This is a genomic window from Peristeroidobacter agariperforans (assembly GCF_004138335.1).
GTDB lineage: Bacteria > Pseudomonadota > Gammaproteobacteria > Steroidobacterales > Steroidobacteraceae > Steroidobacter > Steroidobacter agariperforans.
Genome location: NZ_RYFW01000001.1, coordinates 23168 through 41124, shown reverse-complemented (window position 1 = coordinate 41124; position 17957 = coordinate 23168). Strand labels below are relative to the sequence as shown.

General features: G+C 62.4%; 14 protein-coding genes. 7 read left to right on the top strand and 7 right to left on the bottom strand.

All coding sequences use genetic code 11. The annotated features are described in order from the left end of the window. The first annotated feature begins 57 nt into the window (after positions 1-57). From EK373_RS00170 to EK373_RS00160, 3 genes are all read left to right on the top strand, one after another. On the top strand, positions 58-2814 hold the full coding sequence (locus tag EK373_RS00170; protein WP_129640747.1) for a TonB-dependent receptor: 2757 nt from the start codon (positions 58-60) through the stop codon (positions 2812-2814). Positions 2815-2914: 100 nt separating this feature from the next. After that, positions 2915-4459, top strand: a complete 1545-nt coding sequence (locus EK373_RS00165) for a tryptophan halogenase family protein (RefSeq protein ID WP_129640746.1) — start codon at positions 2915-2917, stop codon at positions 4457-4459. Between the two features lie 9 nt (positions 4460-4468). Next, entirely contained in the window at positions 4469-5197 is a 729-nt protein-coding gene (locus tag EK373_RS00160; protein ID WP_129640745.1) for a SapC family protein, read from the top strand. Between the two features lie 17 nt (positions 5198-5214). On the opposite strand, the gene EK373_RS00155 is transcribed toward EK373_RS00160, so the two are convergent. The 7 genes from EK373_RS00155 to EK373_RS00125 are packed head-to-tail and all read right to left on the bottom strand — an operon-like array spanning position 5215 to position 12022. Continuing rightward, positions 5215-5850, bottom strand: a complete 636-nt coding sequence (locus EK373_RS00155; RefSeq protein ID WP_129640744.1) for a 2-dehydro-3-deoxy-6-phosphogalactonate aldolase — start codon at positions 5848-5850, stop codon at positions 5215-5217. Further along, complete coding sequence (locus EK373_RS00150) at positions 5847-6731, bottom strand: 2-dehydro-3-deoxygalactonokinase (protein ID WP_129640743.1); 885 nt, start codon at positions 6729-6731, stop codon at positions 5847-5849. Before EK373_RS00150 ends, EK373_RS00155 begins: the two co-directional genes overlap by 4 nt. A 25-nt stretch (positions 6732-6756) precedes the next feature. Next, complete coding sequence (locus tag EK373_RS00145) at positions 6757-8193, bottom strand: aldehyde dehydrogenase family protein (RefSeq protein ID WP_129640742.1); 1437 nt, start codon at positions 8191-8193, stop codon at positions 6757-6759. A gap of 4 nt (positions 8194-8197) precedes the next feature. Further along, positions 8198-9043: a phytanoyl-CoA dioxygenase family protein gene (locus EK373_RS00140; RefSeq protein ID WP_129640741.1), complete on the bottom strand. Its 846-nt coding sequence runs from the start codon at positions 9041-9043 to the stop codon at positions 8198-8200. A 37-nt stretch (positions 9044-9080) separates the two neighbouring features. Then, positions 9081-9848, bottom strand: coding sequence for an SDR family oxidoreductase (locus EK373_RS00135; RefSeq protein ID WP_129640740.1), 768 nt, complete (start codon positions 9846-9848; stop codon positions 9081-9083). Then, complete coding sequence (locus tag EK373_RS00130; protein ID WP_129640739.1) at positions 9845-10864, bottom strand: zinc-dependent alcohol dehydrogenase; 1020 nt, start codon at positions 10862-10864, stop codon at positions 9845-9847. The genes EK373_RS00135 and EK373_RS00130 overlap by 4 nt, the downstream gene beginning before the upstream one ends. A 9-nt stretch (positions 10865-10873) precedes the next feature. Beyond that, a complete protein-coding gene (locus EK373_RS00125) occupies positions 10874-12022 on the bottom strand; it encodes a mandelate racemase/muconate lactonizing enzyme family protein (RefSeq protein WP_129640738.1) in 1149 nt (382 codons plus the stop codon). 168 nt (positions 12023-12190) lie between these two features. On the opposite strand from EK373_RS00125, the gene EK373_RS00120 reads away from it, so the two are divergent. The 4 genes from EK373_RS00120 to EK373_RS00105 all read left to right on the top strand — a co-directional run bounded on the left by EK373_RS00120 (position 12191) and on the right by EK373_RS00105 (position 17939). Further along, the gene (locus EK373_RS00120) at positions 12191-13165 is read left to right on the top strand and encodes an SMP-30/gluconolactonase/LRE family protein (RefSeq protein WP_157994168.1); all 975 of its coding nucleotides are present in this window, start codon (positions 12191-12193) and stop codon (positions 13163-13165) included. A 64-nt stretch (positions 13166-13229) separates the two neighbouring features. After that, entirely contained in the window at positions 13230-15539 is a 2310-nt protein-coding gene (locus EK373_RS00115; protein ID WP_198682983.1) for a beta-galactosidase, read from the top strand. Continuing rightward, the gene (locus EK373_RS00110) at positions 15529-17151 is read left to right on the top strand and encodes a sugar porter family MFS transporter (protein ID WP_198682982.1); all 1623 of its coding nucleotides are present in this window, start codon (positions 15529-15531) and stop codon (positions 17149-17151) included. The genes EK373_RS00115 and EK373_RS00110 overlap by 11 nt, the downstream gene beginning before the upstream one ends. Continuing rightward, a complete protein-coding gene (locus EK373_RS00105) occupies positions 17151-17939 on the top strand; it encodes an SDR family NAD(P)-dependent oxidoreductase (protein ID WP_129640736.1) in 789 nt (262 codons plus the stop codon). The genes EK373_RS00110 and EK373_RS00105 overlap by 1 nt, the downstream gene beginning before the upstream one ends. The last annotated feature ends 18 nt before the right edge of the window (positions 17940-17957 follow it).

The window sequence follows — 17957 nt, the reverse complement described above, 5'->3', positions numbered from 1 at the left end:
AGTACCATGAACCGCTGGTACTCAAGATCGATAGCAGTTTTTAGGGGGAAAAACGAAATGGTTCACAGGCACCGTGCCCGTACGACAAAGGTAGCCATTGCCGTTTCGGTGGCCATGGCGCAGGCAGCGACTGCGCAGGAGTCCACCACGGCGCTCGAAGAGGTCGTGGTCACCGGAATCAGGACGTCGCTGGAGTCCGCCACCGCGCTCAAGCGGGAATCTTCGGGTGTGGTCGACGCGATCACCGCGGAGGATATCGGCAAGTTTCCGGACACCAACCTCGCCGAGTCGTTGCAGCGAGTCACCGGCCTGTCGATCGATCGCTCCAACAACGAAGGCAATCAGGTCACCGTGCGCGGCTTCGGCCCGAGCTTCAACCTGGTGACCTTGAATGGCCGTCAGATGCCCAATACTTCCGCGCTGCAATCGGACGGCATTTCGCGCAGCTTCAACTTCCGTGAGCTCGCCTCGGAGTCCGTCTCGGCGGTGGAGGTGTATAAGACCGGCAGGGCGGACGTTCCCTCCGGCGGTATCGGCGCCACGATCAACATCAGAACACCGCGGCCGTTCGACTACGACGGATTCACGACAGCGTTCAGCATCCAGGGTAATTCCGATAGCAGCGTGCGGACCGGGGATGACGTGACGCCCGAACTGTCGGGCCTGATCAGTCATACGTTCGCCGATGGCCGGTTCGGTGTTTTGTTGTCAGGCTCCGATTCCGAGCGTGACAGCCACAAGGACCGCCTGGGCACGCAGCAGGGCTGGCAGCGCAACTACGGAGTCGCCGATACGAGCGCCATCGACACTTCGCGCAATCCCACTCGAACCTACTGGACGCCGTTCACGATCGATCTCGACGATTGGAATTATCACCGCACCCGGCAGAACGGCCAGGCCGTGCTGCAGTTCGCGCCTTTCGACGGGTTGACCGCGACGGTCGACTACAACGTGTCGAGGATCAAGGAAGACATCGACATGAACCGGCAGAGCTACTGGTTCGATCGTCCCAGCGGACGGACCGATGCCAACGGCACGATGGTGGAAATCGCCAATCCAAACGACGAGTTGAATTTCTGGGCTTGGAATTATTTGTTCGAGACGCACAACGATTCGATCGGGTTGAACCTGGAATGGCGGGCCACCGATACGCTGATCCTCAGTCTCGACGCGCACCAGTCGACTTCTCACTCGCAGCCGGACGGCCAGACATCGGAGACCATCGCCAATCTGAAGAATCCCGCGGGTAGCGTGCGGCTGATCGGCGCCAACTTCGACGGTCGCCTGCCAGAGGTGATCGTGGACGACTCGACGCTGCCTGGCGGCGCCTACAATTCCGATAACATCGTGGCGGATTTGTTCCAGAAGCGCGGCTACGAGATGGAAAATGAGATTCGCCAGGTGCAGCTGCAGGCGCAATGGAACAACACCGACGGCGGCGCGCTCGAGCGCGTGGTGTTCGGCGTCGAAACAACCAAGTATCAGATCGATACTCATCTGACTCAGACATTCGCCTTCGTCGATCCCGACTTCGCCGGCGTCGATCTGGATCTGTCGGGACTCGGGTTGAGCTTCATTCCCGGCGGTTACGGCGGCGGCAGTTTCCCGTTCATCCCGCAATACGATGCCGAGAGATTCCTGGATATCGTGCGCGATGCCGGGCTGTTCTACCTCAATCCTCCCACCGTCAACGGCGTCGAGGAGGACACGATGGCGGGTTATATCGCCACCGACTTCGCCACCACCTTCAATCAGCGGCCGGTGAAGGTGAATGTCGGGGTGCGCCTGGAGGATACCGATGTCACCTCCTATTCGGTCCAGAACAGCATCGCGAACCTCAACTACCGGCAGGCGGCGGAACTGCAAGTCGTGTACGACGATGTTCCCAAGCGCCAGGAGCTGGAAGGCGGCTACACGTCCGTACTGCCGAATGCGGATTTCAGCATCGAGGCTACCGACGACCTGGTCGCGCGCTTCTCGTACAGCCGGACTTTGTCCCGGCCCTCCATCGGTGGGCTCATTCCATCGCTGTCCATCAATGCACGCCCCAACGGCCCATTCATCGGATCGCAGGGCAATCCCGCGCTGCTGCCGCTCGAGTCGGACAACTTCGATCTGTCGCTGGAGTGGTACTACGCGAAGGGCAGCTATGCTTCGGTCGGCTACTTCCGGAAATACGTGGAGAACTTCATCGGGTCGACCGTGGTACGTCAGACCATCGACGACGTGAACGGTAATCCGTTGACCAATCCCAGCATCAATCCTCGGCCCGGCTGTCCGGACGGATCGGCCACGCCGAATCCCGCGTGCTTGAATCAGCCCGGCGATCCCGCCATCACCTTCGATATTTCGACGTACGCCAATCTGAAGACGGCGGAGGTCGACGGGTGGGAGCTCAACCTGCAGCACATGTTCGGCAACTCCGGCTTCGGCGGCATCATCAATGCTACCCTCGTCAACAGCAATGTCGGCTTCAACCGCTACAGCTTCGAACAGTCGCTGGCGCTGACAGGTCTGGCGGACTCGGCCAATGCCGTCCTGTTCTATGAGAACTCGCGCTTTCAGATTCGCGCAGCATACAACTGGCGCGACGATTTCCTGCTGTCGCTAGGTACCGAGCCGGTATTCACGGCGGAGTATGGACAGGTGGATCTCAGTGCCAGTTACCAGGTGACTCCGTGGATGTCGGTATTCGCCAATGCGCTGAATCTCACCGAGGAGGCAACGCACCGCTACGGCCGCTTCGAGAATCAGCTCGTCGACTACGAGGAGTACGGTCGGCGCTACGCTTTCGGTGTGCGCATGAAGTTCTGATGCGCGACATCTGGTGATCCGGCGAGGATGATGCGAGCCCGGCGTTGGGCGGGCTCGCACCGGATCACTCAAAGCACAACCAACCAGTCGGGATTCGACCATGGCACAGCAGACTCGTAGTGTGGCGATCATCGGCGGCGGGACAGCGGGTTGGCTGACGGCGGGCATCCTGGCTTCGGCCGTTCGCGAGTCCGGCGTGACGGTGACGCTGGTCGAGTCTCCCACCGTCGCCTCGATCGGTGTCGGAGAGGGCACCTGGCCCACGATGCGCCGAAGCCTGAAGCGGATGGGCATACGCGAGACGGACTTCATTCGCAGATGCAATGCCTCGCTCAAGCAAGGGGCCAGGTTTTCACGCTGGGCGAAGGACGTGCCGGAGGATTTCTATTATCACCCGCTGGTCCTGCCGGAGGGTCGAAGCGAGGTGAATCTCGGGCCGCATTGGGCAAGCGGCGCGCGCGGACAGTCATTCGCGGCGAGCGTCTGCGCTCAGGAGCGCGTCTGCGAAGCCGGTCTCTCACCCAAGCAAATAACGACTGCCGAGTACGACGGCGTTCTCAACTACGCTTATCACCTGGATGCCGGGCTGTTCGCGGACTTTCTCAGGGAGCACTGCGTTGAGCGCCTCGGAGTCAAGCACGTTCTGGCTGATGTCGTCGGTGTGAACTCGACTCCCAGCGGGGACATCTGCTCGGTCGCGACGCTCTCCAGCGACGAGATCGGCGCGGACTTCTTCGTGGACTGCACCGGCTTCAGGTCGCTGTTGCTGGGCCGGCATTTCGGCGTGCCGTTCAAATCGTGCAAGGACATCCTGTTCATCGACACCGCCCTGGCGGTGCAGGTGCCCTACGAGGACGAACAGGCTCCGATCGCTTCACACACGATTTCAACGGCGCAGGAAGCCGGCTGGATCTGGGACATCGGTTTGTGGTCGCGGCGGGGAGTCGGTCATGTCTACTCGAGCGCGCACACGAGTGAGGAGCGGGCCCGCCGCCGGTTGTACGACTACTTGCGGCCCGCAGTACCTCGATGCGAAGAGCTGTCGGTGCGCAAGATCGGCATCGAACCGGGTCATCGGACCAGATTCTGGGAGCGAAACTGTGTCGCGGTGGGTCTATCTGCCGGGTTTCTCGAGCCCCTGGAAGCTTCCGCAATTTTGTTGATCGAAATCGCAGCCGCCGCGATCGCGGACAAGTTTCCAAACACGCGCGAGTCCATGGACGTGCTGTCCCGGCGGTTCAATGCGGCCTTCCTGTATCGCTGGGATCGCATCATCGACTTCCTGAAGCTGCACTACGTGTTGAGCCAGCGCTCGGACAACAGCTTCTGGCTGGACAACCGTGCGGCCGAGTCCGTGCCCGGCAGCCTGAAGGAACTGCTGACCTTGTGGCGCTATCACGATCCCTGGGTGGATGATCTCGAGCACGCAATCGAGGTATTTCCTGCTGCCAGCTACCAGTATGTGCTCTACGGCATGGGCTTCGATGCGCAGTGCGAGCGCCGTGCGCGGCCGCCTCGGCACAGTCCGACTACCGACGAGCTCTTCCAGCGGAACGAGGCATTGACCCGACAACTTCTGGCCCGTATGCCGGCCAATCGCGCGCTGCTCGACAAGATCCGGCGTTACGGACTGCAGTCCGTCTAGGCGTAACTCGTGAATCCTCAATCTGCGCAACACGCCCCGCTCGACAACACTCTGCATCGTGACTTGCGGGTTGCAGCGTGCGGCGCGGTGGCCGGCGCTACCACGCACTATGCGCCAGTGATCGCCGATGAGTTGGTTCACCTGGTCCTCGAGTATCCGGTCTGCCTGATGAAGGATGCGGATACCGGCCGCTTCGGCTTGTATGCGTTGCTCGGTTTCGAGGAGGGCGAGAATCTGTATCTGCACCGAGGCGCCTGGCAGGCGCGTTACTTGCCGCTGCATTTTCGTCGGCAGCCTTTTGTGACTATCAGAACGCCCGGAGCCGAAGGCGACCTCGGCTGCCCGCCGCGGATTGCGATTGATCTGAACAACAGTCGCGTGCAGATGAGCGAGGGGGAGCGGCTATATACCGAAGACGGAAGGGAAACAGAGTATCTGCTGAGCGCGCGGTCGCTGTTGGAACGGCTGACTGCCGGCGCCCGGTCCACCCAATCCTTCATCGGCGTCCTGGCCGGTTACGATTTGATCGAACCCTTGCGCCTGGATGTCGCGCTGACCACCGGCACACGGCGCAGCTATGCGGGGGCTTATGGCATCAATAGCGACCGTCTCCAAACCCTCCCGCCGGACACGTTGCAACGCCTGCATACGCTGGGCTATCTGCAGGCGAGCTATCTGTTGCTGGCGTCGCTGGGCCACATCAGAAAGCTGATCGAAATGAAAACGCAGCGGACTTGACCCTGAGCGCATTCGTCTCAGGGGTGGGCTTTCAGGTGGGAGACGAAAGCGTCCGCTCGAGTCGCTACTTCGGCTGCTGTCAGGCCGGGGCGGAAGAGTGCAGATCCAATGCCGAAGCCATCCGCGCCTGCCGCGAGCCAAGTTGCCATGGTCTCGGGCGTGATTCCTCCGACAGGCAGTACGCGGGTGTCGCGAGGAAGGACCGCGCGCAGGGATTTCAATGCGGCTGGACTGCTTGCTTCGGCAGGGAACAGCTTCAGCGCGTGCACACCGGCTTCGATGGCGAGGAAACATTCCGAAGGCGTGCTCACACCCGGTACGCAAAGGATGCGCTGCGCAGCGCACGCCTGCACGATTCTAAGGTCCAGGTGCGGCGAGACAATCAACGATCCGCCGGCGGCGGCGACTGCCTCGATCTGCGCGACGCTCGTCACCGTCCCCGCGCCAACAACGGCTCTGCCTTCGAGTCGGCGTGCGATTCGTTCGATGCTTTCCAGCGGGCGCGGGGAGTTGAGAGGGACTTCGATGATCCTCAGGCCACATTGCCATAGCGTATCGCCTATGACTTCGGCTTCCTCGGGCGTGATGCCGCGGAGAATGGCGATCAGGGGACATTGAGCGAGTGCCGCGTTGAATTCGATCGAAGCTTTCATTGCCATTGTTCGTAAATTGCCAGACTTCCCGCCACGAAGGCGTGTTGGCTGTCGATGTGCACGACTTCCCGGCCGTGATGTTCCAGGGCCGCCGCATACAGGGGCGCGAGCGTCTGGTCGCTGAGGAGGTAGACGCGGCGGTCGGCCGCGCCTCGCAGGCAAACGGAGACTTCGCTGCCGATCAACAGTCCGCTTGCATAAGAGCTTGCGTCGCCATCTCGATCATCCTTGCGGACCGCGGCCGCGGCGCGAATCTCGAATAGCGCGCAGGTCAGGTCCATGCGCTCCGCGCGCTTGAGTCCGCAATGAAAGCCATCATCCGCGTGCGTCGGGCTCTTCAAATGCGCAGCGAGCAGGCTATGCGTTCGAAGCAGCGCGAACAACTCCCCTGTCATCGACGTGCTGAAGTCCACGATGCGACCGGCTTGGATTTTGGCCCACTTGCTGTGGGTGCCGGGCTGACAGAACAGCCCGCTATCCGGTGTCAGGCCAGCGGCCGGCGCGCCAAGCAGCTGGACTTCCTCGCCGCGCATGACGTCGACGTGGCCGTGAAGGTTCGTTGCCACGCCCGGGACGATTGCAGTCTGCGAATCGACGTGCAGGAGCTGTGACGAAATGCTCGCGATATCCGCGGGGCACTGTGCATACCCTGCTTGGTGCCAACCGATGTTCGAACCGATCATGCCGGCCAGAAGCATCGGATGATTTCCGAGTTCGTCGCGAATGGCCGCCACCTGGCCGGCATACGTGGTACGCGACGATATGGACACGCCTTCCTGCCGACGATGAGTCCTGGTGACTGCACCGTTCTCGATGAGATAGGCGCGTCGATTGGTGGTACCCCAATCGACGGCGATGAATGATTCGGATGCACGCCTCATGTCTAAGATCGGTTCGACGAGCGCATCAATACTTCATATAGACCGTGCGCTTTTGCATGTAGTTCTCGAGCCCGTACGGACCATCCTCGCCGCCGAGCCCGCTCAGCTTGTGTCCGGTGTGATAGCCGTGCACCGAGCCTGAGATGCCCTTGTTGACGAATACGGTGCCTGTCTGCAGCTCGCCGATCATTTGCATGATGGTCGAGTTGTCTCTGCTCCAGAGGTAGGCGGAAAGGCCGTCCTCGCGAGAATTGACCAGTGCGACGGCTTGAGAGGCGCTGTCGATCGTGAGCACCGGCAGTACCGGACCGAATATTTCTTCCTTGATCACTGGCATCGTCGCCGTGGTGTCGACGATTACCGTCGGGGCGTACCAGTTGCCGCCTCGACGGCCCGGCACCTCCGGTCGCGTGCCGCCGAGCACGACCTGCCCGCCGGCTTGCCGCGACGCTTCGACCAGCGACGCCACTCGCTCGAGTGCTTGTGGCGTCGCCAGCGGGCCCATGTCGGGATCATCCATTGGATTGCCGACTTTGATGCGGCCGACCCGCGTCACCAGCTTGTCGATGAACTCCTGCGCGATGGCTCGGTGGACCAGCAGCATCTCGTTGCAGATGCAGACTTGTCCGGAGTTGCTGAAGCGGGCAACTGCGGCTGCTTCGACGGCGGCATCCACATCGGCGTCCGGCAGAACGATGAAAGGCGCTTTGCCCCCGAGCTCCAGGCTCAGCGCGGCCAGATTGCCTGCAGCCAGCTCCGCGACTTTCCTGCCGGCAGCGGCGCTGCCTGTGAGAGTAATCATCCGCGTCATGGAACTCTTGACGAGGGCCGCGCCTGTCGTGGCCCCGCCGCCCGTGACCATGTTGACGACGCCCGCCGGCACACCGACGCTTGCGACCAGCCTGCAGAACTCCGCTGCGGTCACCGGAGTGGCTTCATGCGGCTTGATGACGATCGTGTTTCCCGTCACGAGGGCAGGGCCGACCTTGCGGCCGATCAGTGCGAGCGGATAGTTGTAAGCGCATAGGGCGACGACGACGCCATAGGGCACACGGAAGGTGAACAGATGCTCGTTCGGGCTATCGGCCGGCCAGATGTCGCCACGCAACCAGCGTGCGGATTGAGCTGCGTAGCGCATGTAACCGATGGTGTCGGAAACCTCGGCATGCGCCTCGCGCAGCGTTTTGCCCTGTTCGCGGACCAGCAGTCGGGCGAAATGATCGCGGTCGGATTCGAGTGCCACACTGATTGCTTCGATGTATAGAGCGCGTTCGATGGCAGGCAGCGATTGCCATGCCTTCTGCGCTTGCGCGGCGGCGGCCAGGGCGGTCTGCGCGTCTTCGGGCGAGCAGTCCGGCACTTCCGCCCAGGGCTCGTTGTTGGAGGGGTCGACGACGGTAAGGCGACGCGCGTGCTGCGCATCGATCCAGCGCCCGTTGACGAAACAGCGATAGTAGTCCATGCCTCTAACTCTTCGTTGCGGTTTCAGTGGCTTTGCGCCGAGGATCGACGGTGGCTCCAGCCATGATGATCTGATTTTGCAGCTTCGCGACGTGCTCGTGAAACTGCTGCTCCTCTGCGCCAAAATCTCGGCGCGGCACCTGCTCCATGTCGAAGTTCCCGTGGCGATCCCTGCCACGCACAAGTGTGGCCGTGTCGCGATTCCCGCTCAGCTGGCGGACGTGCGGCGGGAGATAGCGGATGGCGAATCCGATGCGACGCCGATCCGAGACATTGGAACCCGAGCCATGAATCATGCGCACGTGATGCAGCGACATCTGGCCGGGGTCGAGAGTCAAGGTCATCGCGGTGGCGGGATCCACCTTCACGGCGATTTCCTGGCCGCGTGAAAGCATATTCGCCGAATCGAAAGTATCGATGTGCGGGCGCTGATCGAGTGCGTGACTGCCGGGAACCACGCACAACGCCCCGTTCTGTGAGTTGCTCTCCGACAGGGCGACCCAGGCAGTGACGACATCGGCCGGGTCGAGTCCCCAGTAGGTCGAATCCTGGTGCCAGGAGACGAACCCCGGATGACGCGGCTCCTTGATGAAGAGCGTCGTGCCCCAGACCAGGATGTCATCGCCAATGAGGGCGCCGACGGCGTCGAGAATCGTGTCCTTGCGGATGAGATCGTTCAGCCAAGTGAACAGCAGGTGAGGGTTGTTGCGATGAGCGGGGGATAGTGGACCGTGCGCTGCTTCGTGCGCGTCGAGGTGCGCGCGCATGGATGCGGCTTCCGCCTCGTTCAGCACAGTGATCGGTGCGTAGTAACCGTCGATCTCATACCGGGTGCGTATATCTGATTTCATGATGCGTGGTCGACTGTCAACTGGAGCGCCGGCGACTTCATCGACCCATCCATCCGCCATCCACCACCAGAGTGGTGCCGTGAACGTAGCGTGCAGCGTCGGAGGCGAGGAAGACTACCGGGCCGGCGAAGTCCTCTGGCTCGCCCCAGCGACCGGCCGGAATGCGGGCCAGGATCGCTTCGGAACGGACGGCGTCGCTGCGCAGGGCTGCGGTATTATCCGTCGCGATGTAGCCGGGAGCGATCGCGTTTACGTTCACGCCCCGCGAGGCCCACTCATTGGAGAAGGCCATCGTGAGCTGCCGGATGCCGCCTTTGCTGGCGGCGTAGCCTGGCACCAGGATGCCTCCTTGAAAAGACAACAGGGAGGCGGTGAAGATGATCTTGCCGCCGCCGTGCTGAACCATGCGTCGGCCAATTTCTCGCGTCATCACGAACTGTGCTCTCAGGTTCACCTCGAGAACCTGGTCCCAGTACTCGTCGCTGTGCTCGGCTGCCGGCGCGCGTAGGATCGTGCCTGCATTGTTGACCAGGATGTCGATGCGCGGGTGCGCCTGCATGACGCTCGAGATCGCCGCATGCAGTGCACCACGGTCAGCGAAATCGCATTTGTATCCTGTGAACGAGCGCGAAGTTGCGCGTACGCCTCGGGCGACTGAGTCGGAATCGGGGTCGAGCGACGCGGACATGCCGATGATGTCCGCGCCCGCTTCGGCGAGGCCGATGGCCATCGCCTGGCCGATGCCTCTTCGGCAACCGGTAACGAGCGCGACCTTGCCGCTCAGATCGAAGGATTGGATGCTCATGCGCGGCACTCCAAAAGCGTTTTCATGCCGGCCTGGCCGGTATCGAGCATCTCGAAGGCGCGCTGGACGTCCGCAAGCGGCCGGACTGATGTAATCAAGGGGTCGACCGGAATCTGTCCGCTGGCGATCAGCTCGATGGCGCGGTCGAAATCCTCGGCCTGGTAGACGCGCGCACCGAGCAGCTCCAGTTCGCGCCAGAAGAAACGAAACAGATCGACGGGCGGCTGGGACGAATGGATCGCGACCATGCAGATGCGGCCGCGTACCGCGGCGATCTTGGTCATCATCTGTACAGTTTGAGGCACGCCCGCGACTTCAAAGACAACATCGGCGCCCTTGCTTCCGGTCCACGCCTCCACGTGCTCGGCAAGATTCGCGCCGGTGGGATCGAAGACCTCGATGCCGGCGTCGGCGGCATAAGTCCGACGCAACGCATGCGGCTCGGAGACCAGAACGTGCGCCCCGAGCGCTTTGCCCACGAGAGCAATGAGCTGGCCGATGGGCCCGCCGCCGAGTACGACGGCTCTCTCGCCCGCTCGAAGGCGTGAGCGTGCTACGTCATGGCAGGCTACAGCCAGCGGCTCCACGAGCGCCCCGCGTTTCAAATCGACGTTGTCGGGCAGTCGGTGCAGGCTGCGCGCCTTGACGGTCCAGTACGACTGGAGTGCGCCGGTGCTATCGACACCCATGAACTTGAGTCGATGGCAGACATGAGAATGGCCTGCAGTACACGCCGGGCAGGAGCCGCAGTAGTCGAGCGGGCGGACGACGACGTTGTCGCCGACGGCGAAGCCCTTGACCGACTCGCCGAGCACGGCGACCGTGCCGGACATTTCATGTCCGATGATGCCGGGGGGATGGACGCGATGATCCATCTTGCCGTGGTAGATGTGCAGATCGGTGCCGCACAGCCCGACATATGCAACGCGCAATGTGACTTCATCCGGCGCCGGTTGCGCCATGTGGCCGACGCCGATCTCGAATCGACGGTTGCCCAGGTACTCTGCTTTCTGCATGACAGCTGACTATCCTTCGTGAACCAGATACGGCTTCAGGCGCGCAAAGTCGAACTCGACGCCGGTGCCGGGAACCTCGGGCGCGGTGGCGATGCCATTCGCGACCTCGAACGGGCGGTGCGTGTACTCATCGATGGGGAAGGAGTGCACCTCGAGCAATGAGGCGTTCGGCTGAGCGGCCATGAGCGACACGTGAAGCTCGTGCATGCCGTGACTGGCGACTTTCAGACCATGTAATGCGGCATGTCGCGCCACCTCCAGCCAGCCGGTGATGCCGCCGAGATTGGACGCGTCCGGCTGCAAATAACCGAGGCGCGCATGACGAATGGCCTCACGGAATTCGGCGAACGTTCGCAGGTTCTCGCCGGAGGCGAGTGGAATATCCACGGCCTGTGCAATCGCTGCGTAGCTGTCGAAGTCGTGGGGGTCGACCGGCTCCTCGAACCAATGCAGCCGGGCGCCCGCCACCTCTTTCGCGAATGCGATGGCGGTGCTGGCGTCCCAACTGTAGTTGGCGTCGGCCATCATGACCGCTGCCGGGCCGATCACGTCGCGCACGCGACGCACTCTGCGAACGTCGGTCTGGTAATCGGGACGGCCCACTTTCAACTTGATGCCCGTATGGCCGCGAGCGATCTCTGCGGCGACAACTTCCACCAATTGTTCCTCGGAGAAGCCGAGGTCGATGAGTCCACGGTAGCAAGGCACGGTGTTCGCGTGGCCGCCTGCGACGCGCCACAAAGGCTGGCCCAGGCGTCGGCAGTGCAGGTCCCACAGAGCCACGTCGACGGCCGAGATCGCGAAGCCCACGACGCCGCCGCAGCCGAGGTAATGCAGACTTTGCCGCATTTTTTTCCACAGACCGGCAATGTCGGCGGAGTTCGCTCCATGCAGCAAGCCAGCGATCTCATCGCGCAATAGCGCTCGAATCGCGGTGCCGCCCTTGCCGCCCGTGTAGGTGTAACCGACGCCGCATGCGCCGTCGGCGCAGTGCACTTTGCTGATCACCAGCTCGAAATGCGTGTGGTCGCCGTGGCCCGCGTCGACCAGGACCTGACGCAGCGGCACGCGGTACAGCAGATTTTCGATGCGGACTATCTGGGTTGCCCGGCTGTTGCGGGATATTTCGTCCGCGGCCGCGTCGGTTGGTGTTTGCATGGACGGCAGATTGTCAACTATCTACAATCTAGTCAAGTGTAGACATTCAACATGCGGTCGGGAACGATCGGGTTTTGTGGACGAGCGGAGGGCAGCGGCATGCGGGCGGGCACGACCGATCGAAGGCAGTTCTTGATCGCGGTGACAGGTATCTTGGGAGGCAGCGCGATGAGTGCAGGACGAAGCGGTGAAACTGCGGAACGACACATTGGCGCCATCGAGCGCTGGCATCCTCGGCTCGATCGGTACCTCGACGCCAGTCGCCGGCCGATCGTTCTGGCCGATGGACTCATCTGGCCCGAAGGACCGACCTGGGATTCCAAGCGCAATTGCCTGTATTTCTCGGACATACCCGCGAATCGGATCTACCAGTGGAGCTCGGCCGGCGGCCTGACCGTCCGGCGCGCGCCTGCCGGCTCGCTGGGCGAGGCTGCGGTCGATCCGGAAGTCATGCCGGGGACCAATGGGCTGTTGTATCTGCCGGAGGAGGACGCGCTGTTGATCTGCGATCAGGACAGCCGCTCGCTGCGGAAGTTGTCGCTCGCGAGCGGTGCGCTCAGCGAGGTGCTGGACTCGGGCGGCACGCCATTCAACAGTCCGAACGATCTCGTCGTTTCGCGCGGCGGCGTTATCTATTTCACCGACCCGCCGTACGGCCTCAGGAAGGGCAATCGCTCGGCCGCGCGGCGGCGCGCCTTCAACGGGGTGTACCAGAGCGACGGCTCGGGAGGCGCGCGACTGGTGTCACGAGCGATGAGCTACCCAAATGGGATCGCGCTGTCGGTGGATGAGCGCTATTTGTATGTCTCCCAGTCCGACGAACAGGCGCCGCTCATCCGGCGCTTCAGGTTGGAGGATGGCCGGGCCGTGGACGATGGGGAAGTGTGGTACGACATGGCAGCGCACCGTTCGGCCGACAGCCCCGGGCTGCCCGATGGCATGACCGTCGCGCATGACGGCACCGTATTCGCGACGGCACCGGGAGGAGTGATCGTGATTTCACCGGATGGAAGTGCGCTCGGTCGTATCTTTACCGGCCGTGCGACCGCGAATTGCTGTTTTGGCGAGGACGGCCGGACTTTGTTCGTAACGGCCGACAAGTGCCTGCTGCAGCTTCGCACCCTCACTCGCGCGCCCGGATGACTTGTGTAGATTGTCGACAATTGACATACTGGGTCCGGTCCCGGTCTTTATCGAGAAACGACAAATGAAGAGATTGAACGATGTTCGCTTCGGGGGTGGCATGGGTTCGATTGGCACCTGCGCACTGCTCTGTGTCACGTCGCTCGCCGCCGCGTCGGCAGTACCGACTTCGTCGATGACAGTCGAGACATTCGAAACTGCGGCGCCCGAGCGCCTCTCCGTGCAGCACGCTGGCATCCAGCGCATCGGTGGCAACGGCGTGACTGAAGGCACGCGAGCGCTGCAGATCGACTTCGAGCCACGCGAGGAGAGCACCGTAACGCTGCAAGCGCCGCAGACGTGGGATTGGAGCGGACACGGCGATGTCAATCTGGCGCTCGATGTCACCAACCTCAGCAAGCTTTCGACCCAGCTCTATGTAGTTCTCATCGACGAGCGTGGCGCCAGCCAATCGCGCGCCACCGTCATTCCGGCGGGCACGTCGCAGACGGTTTATGCAGTGCTGAATGGATTCGTGGGCACGGTGGATGCGGGCATGAGAGAGACTCCGCCAGCGTGGCAATCCGTCGAGAGCAAGATGTCGTGGCGCTGGGGCGATAAAAAATTCGATCTCACCCGCGTGAAAAAGATCGTACTTGCCACGCAGTCGCTCATGGCACCGCGGCGCCTGGTGGTCGACAACGTGCGCCTGCGAGTCAACCCGCCCGTGGACCCGTTTTACCTGAGCGGCTTGGTGGACGAGTTTGGACAGAACGCACGCTTGCAGTATCCGACCAAGATCCACTCCTTGCAGGAACTCCAGCAAGCCGCCCGCACGGAGTTGGCTCAATTGGCCAACTCGAAGGGCCCCGCCGGCCGCTCCCGATTCGGCGGTTGGAGCGAGGGACCCAAGCGCAAGGCCACCGGATACTTCCGCGCCGAGAAAGTGGATGGCAAATGGTGGCTGATCGATCCGGAGGGCTACCTGCACTTCTCGAGCGCCCTCGCCAATGTGCGCATGGCGAATCTCGACACAGTCACTGGCTATGACTTCGGCAGCGCGCGCGTGCGCCACATCGATGGCGAGGAACTCACTCCCGAAGACTCGGCCGATATCGTGCCGGTGAAGGGGGACGCTCTGAACACGCGCTTTCTCGCATCGCCGCTGCGCCGTCAGATGTTTGAATGGCTGCCGGCCTACGACGACCCGCTGGGAGAGCACTATGGTTACCGCCGCACCTTCCACATGGGGCCGCTCGAGCACGGCGAGATCTACAGCTTCTACCGGGCCAATCTCGAGCGCCGCTACGGCGAGAGCTCGCCAGGCTCCTACATGCGCACGTGGCGCCAGGTCACCATCGATCGGATGCGCGACTGGGGATTCACGTCGTTAGGGAACTGGATCGATCCGATGTTCTACGACAATGAGAAGGTTCCTTACTTTGCCAACGGCTGGATCATCGGCAACTACAAGACCGTGTCCTCCGGCAGCGACGTGTGGGCGCCGATGCCCGATCCGTACGATCCGGAGTTCGTGCGGCGCGCTCGCCTCACGATCGAGCAGGTGGCGCGCGAGGTCAAGGGCTCGCCATGGTGCGTGGGAGTCTTCATCGACAATGAGAAGAGCTGGGGACGTCTCGACAGCGATCGCGCGCACTTCGCCATCGCGCTCGACGCACTGTCGAGATCCGCTGCGGACAGTCCGGCGAAGGCGCGGTTCGTGAGCATTTTGCAAGCGCGCTACCCGCAGGTCGGTGCACTGAACGACGCATGGAAGACCGATTTCAAGAGCTGGGAGCAGTTTGCCGCGACGGCGAAAGTGCAGACGATCACGCCGGCGATGAAATCGGATCTGTCGCAGCTGCTCTTCGATTTCTCCGATCGCTACTTCCGTGTCGTGCACGATGAGCTTGCCAAAGCCATGCCGAATCATATGTACATGGGAGTGCGCATGGCCGAATGGGGCATGCCGGAGGAAACGATCCGCGCGGCCAAGAAGTATGTCGACGTGATGAGCTTCAACAATTATCGTGAGGCCATGCACCCGGATACCTGGGGTTTCCTGAAGAATCTGGATGTGCCGACGATCATCGGCGAGTTCCACATCGGCTCCACGGCGGATACCGGCCTGTATCATCCGGGATTGGTCCACGGCACGAATCAAGCCGATCGTGCGCGGATCTACCAGCAGTACATGGAAACGGTGATCGACAACCCGGCGATGGTGGGTGCGCACTGGTTCCAGTACATCGATGACCCGGTAACGGGCCGCGCCTACGACGGCGAGAACTACAACGTCGGGTTCGTGACCAATACCGATATTCCTTATCCAGAGATGGTCGAGGCGGCCAAGCGGATCAACTACGGTATCTACGAGCGCCGTCATGGCAAATGACATGGGGGCGATCCTGGCGGCGCCGGTGGAGCGCGGCTCGGCGATACCCACCGATCGCCGCGCCCTGGTGCTGGCGATCATGGTGTCGTTCGGCGGTTTCGTGTTCGGCCTCGACGCCGCGCTGATCTCCGGGACCGTCCGTTACATCATGCAGCAGTTCGATCTCGACGCCATCCAGCTCGGCGCCATCGTCAGCGCACCTGGCTTCGGTGTGATCTTCGCGTTGCTGGCAACCGGGTATGTTTGCGACCGGCTGGGTCGGCGCAAGACGTTGCTGATCATCGGATCCTTGTACCTGCTCTCTGCAGTGGCATCGGTCCTCTCGCAGAGCTTCGTGCAGCTCACGGCGGCGCGCTTCCTCGGTGGCTTGGCATTTGCCTCGCTGTCGGTTTCGTCGATGTATGTGGGGGAGATTGCTCCGCCCGCCAGACGCGGCCGGCTCGTAGCCATCAATCAGCTCAACATCGTGCTGGGTCTGTTCGCGGCGTACCTGCTCAACTATCTCATTCAAGGTTGGGCCAGCAGCGAATGGGCGCCCCAGCTCGGGCTGGACCGATATACCTGGCAGTGGATGCTCGGCATGCAAATTCCACCTGCGATCCTGTGGATCGCGCTGTTGTGGCGCATTCCTGAAAGCCCCCGCTGGCTGATGTTGAAAGGAGAGCGAGAGCGGGCGCGCAGCGTGCTCTGCCGATTGATGCCCGAGTCTGCGGTTCCGGAGGCCTTGCGTGAGATCGAGGGGACACTCGACAAGGGACGGACCGAGACGCGGAGCGCAAGCACGGCTCAGCAGCTGCGGCACATGTTCCAACCAGCCCTACGCCGCGCCACTGTAGTAGGTGTCGTAATTGCCGCCGTGCAGCCCACGACCGGGATCAACGCCATCATGTTCTACGCCCCGCACGTGTTCGAGCAATTGGGCGTGGGGGTCGACGCCTCGTTCCTGCAATCGGTGTTGATCGGCGTGGTCAGCGTGCTGGCGACTGCGCTCGCGCTGGGGCTCATCGACAGGCTCGGCCGCAAGACGCTGCTGGTGATCGGACTGGGAACAGCGGCCGTCAGCCTTGCGGCGTGCGCGATCGGATTCGCGATGGCTACGTACAGGATCGAGGCGCCAGCGGTCGAGGTATTGCCTGCAACCATCGATCGTACGGCGCTCGCGTCACTGGTCGGACGCACATTCGCCAACGACGTGGAGCTCAAGAGTGAGCTGTCGGCCGCGCTGGGTCGATCGGTCGCGCATGTACACCAGGCGGAGCTGATGCAGGCCGCCACTCACATCAACGTGTGGCTGGTCCTGGGCGGCATCATGGCCTTCATCGCCGCCTTTCAGTTTTCCATCGGACCCATCATGTGGGTGATACTTTCCGAGATCTTTCCGACAGACGTGCGGGGTGTCGCGATTCCGGCCTGTGCACTGATCACCAGCGTGCTGAGTTATCTGGTCCAGCAGTTCTTTCCGTGGCAACTCGCCACCTGGGGCGCAGTAGCGATTTTCGTGTCTTATGCCGCCTCGGTTCTGATCGGGCTCGCCGTGCTGGTGCGGCTGCTGCCGGAAACCAAGGGCCGTTCGATCGAGCAGATCGCCACCGAGATGAGAGGAGCGCATTGATGAATGGGCAGCTACCGGGCAGCTCTCTTGCCGGCAAGGTTGTGGTACTCACCGGGGGCGGCGCCGGCATCGGCTGGGGCATCGCTCAGTGCTGCGCGCAGGCGGGGGCGACGGTCTTCTTCGGTCAGCGCAATCCGGAAGGGGAGGCCAAGGCGCGGCAGCTCCGCGAGCAGGGCGCTGAAGCGAAGTTCCACCGTCTCGACGTAGCCGATCCTGGCAGCATCCGGGAGTTTGCCGCCTGCGCCGTTGCGACGTATGGCAGAGTCGATGCGTTAATCAACAATGCGGGAGTGACCATCGAGGGCGACTTCCTGGAGTTCTCGGAAAGCGACCTGGACGTGCTGTGGCAAACGAATGTTCGCTCGATCTTTTTGCTGTCCCGCGCACTCGTTCCTGCCATGCCGCGGGGCTCCGCAATCCTGAACATTTCCTCCAACCACTCGGTATCGAGCGTTGCGGGCTACGAAATGTATGCGGCCACCAAGGGCGCTATCTCCGCGATGACGCGTGCGATGTGCTGGAGTCTCGGGCCACGCGGTATTCGCGTGAACACCCTGAGCCCGGGCCTGACCCGCACCGAAGCGGTCGAAAAGATCATTGCCGATACGCCGTCGCTGGAAAGTACGTTCAACGCGATGCACGCCGACGCGCGCTTTGCCACTGTTCACGAGATCGGCGCGCTTGCAGCGTTCCTGGTTTCAGACGGCGCGGCGGCGATGACGGGCGCAGAGTTGATCGCCGACCACGGGCTGGCGGCGCAGCTGTGCCGGGATTCCCAGCTGAAATGACGATTGACCACATGGCGG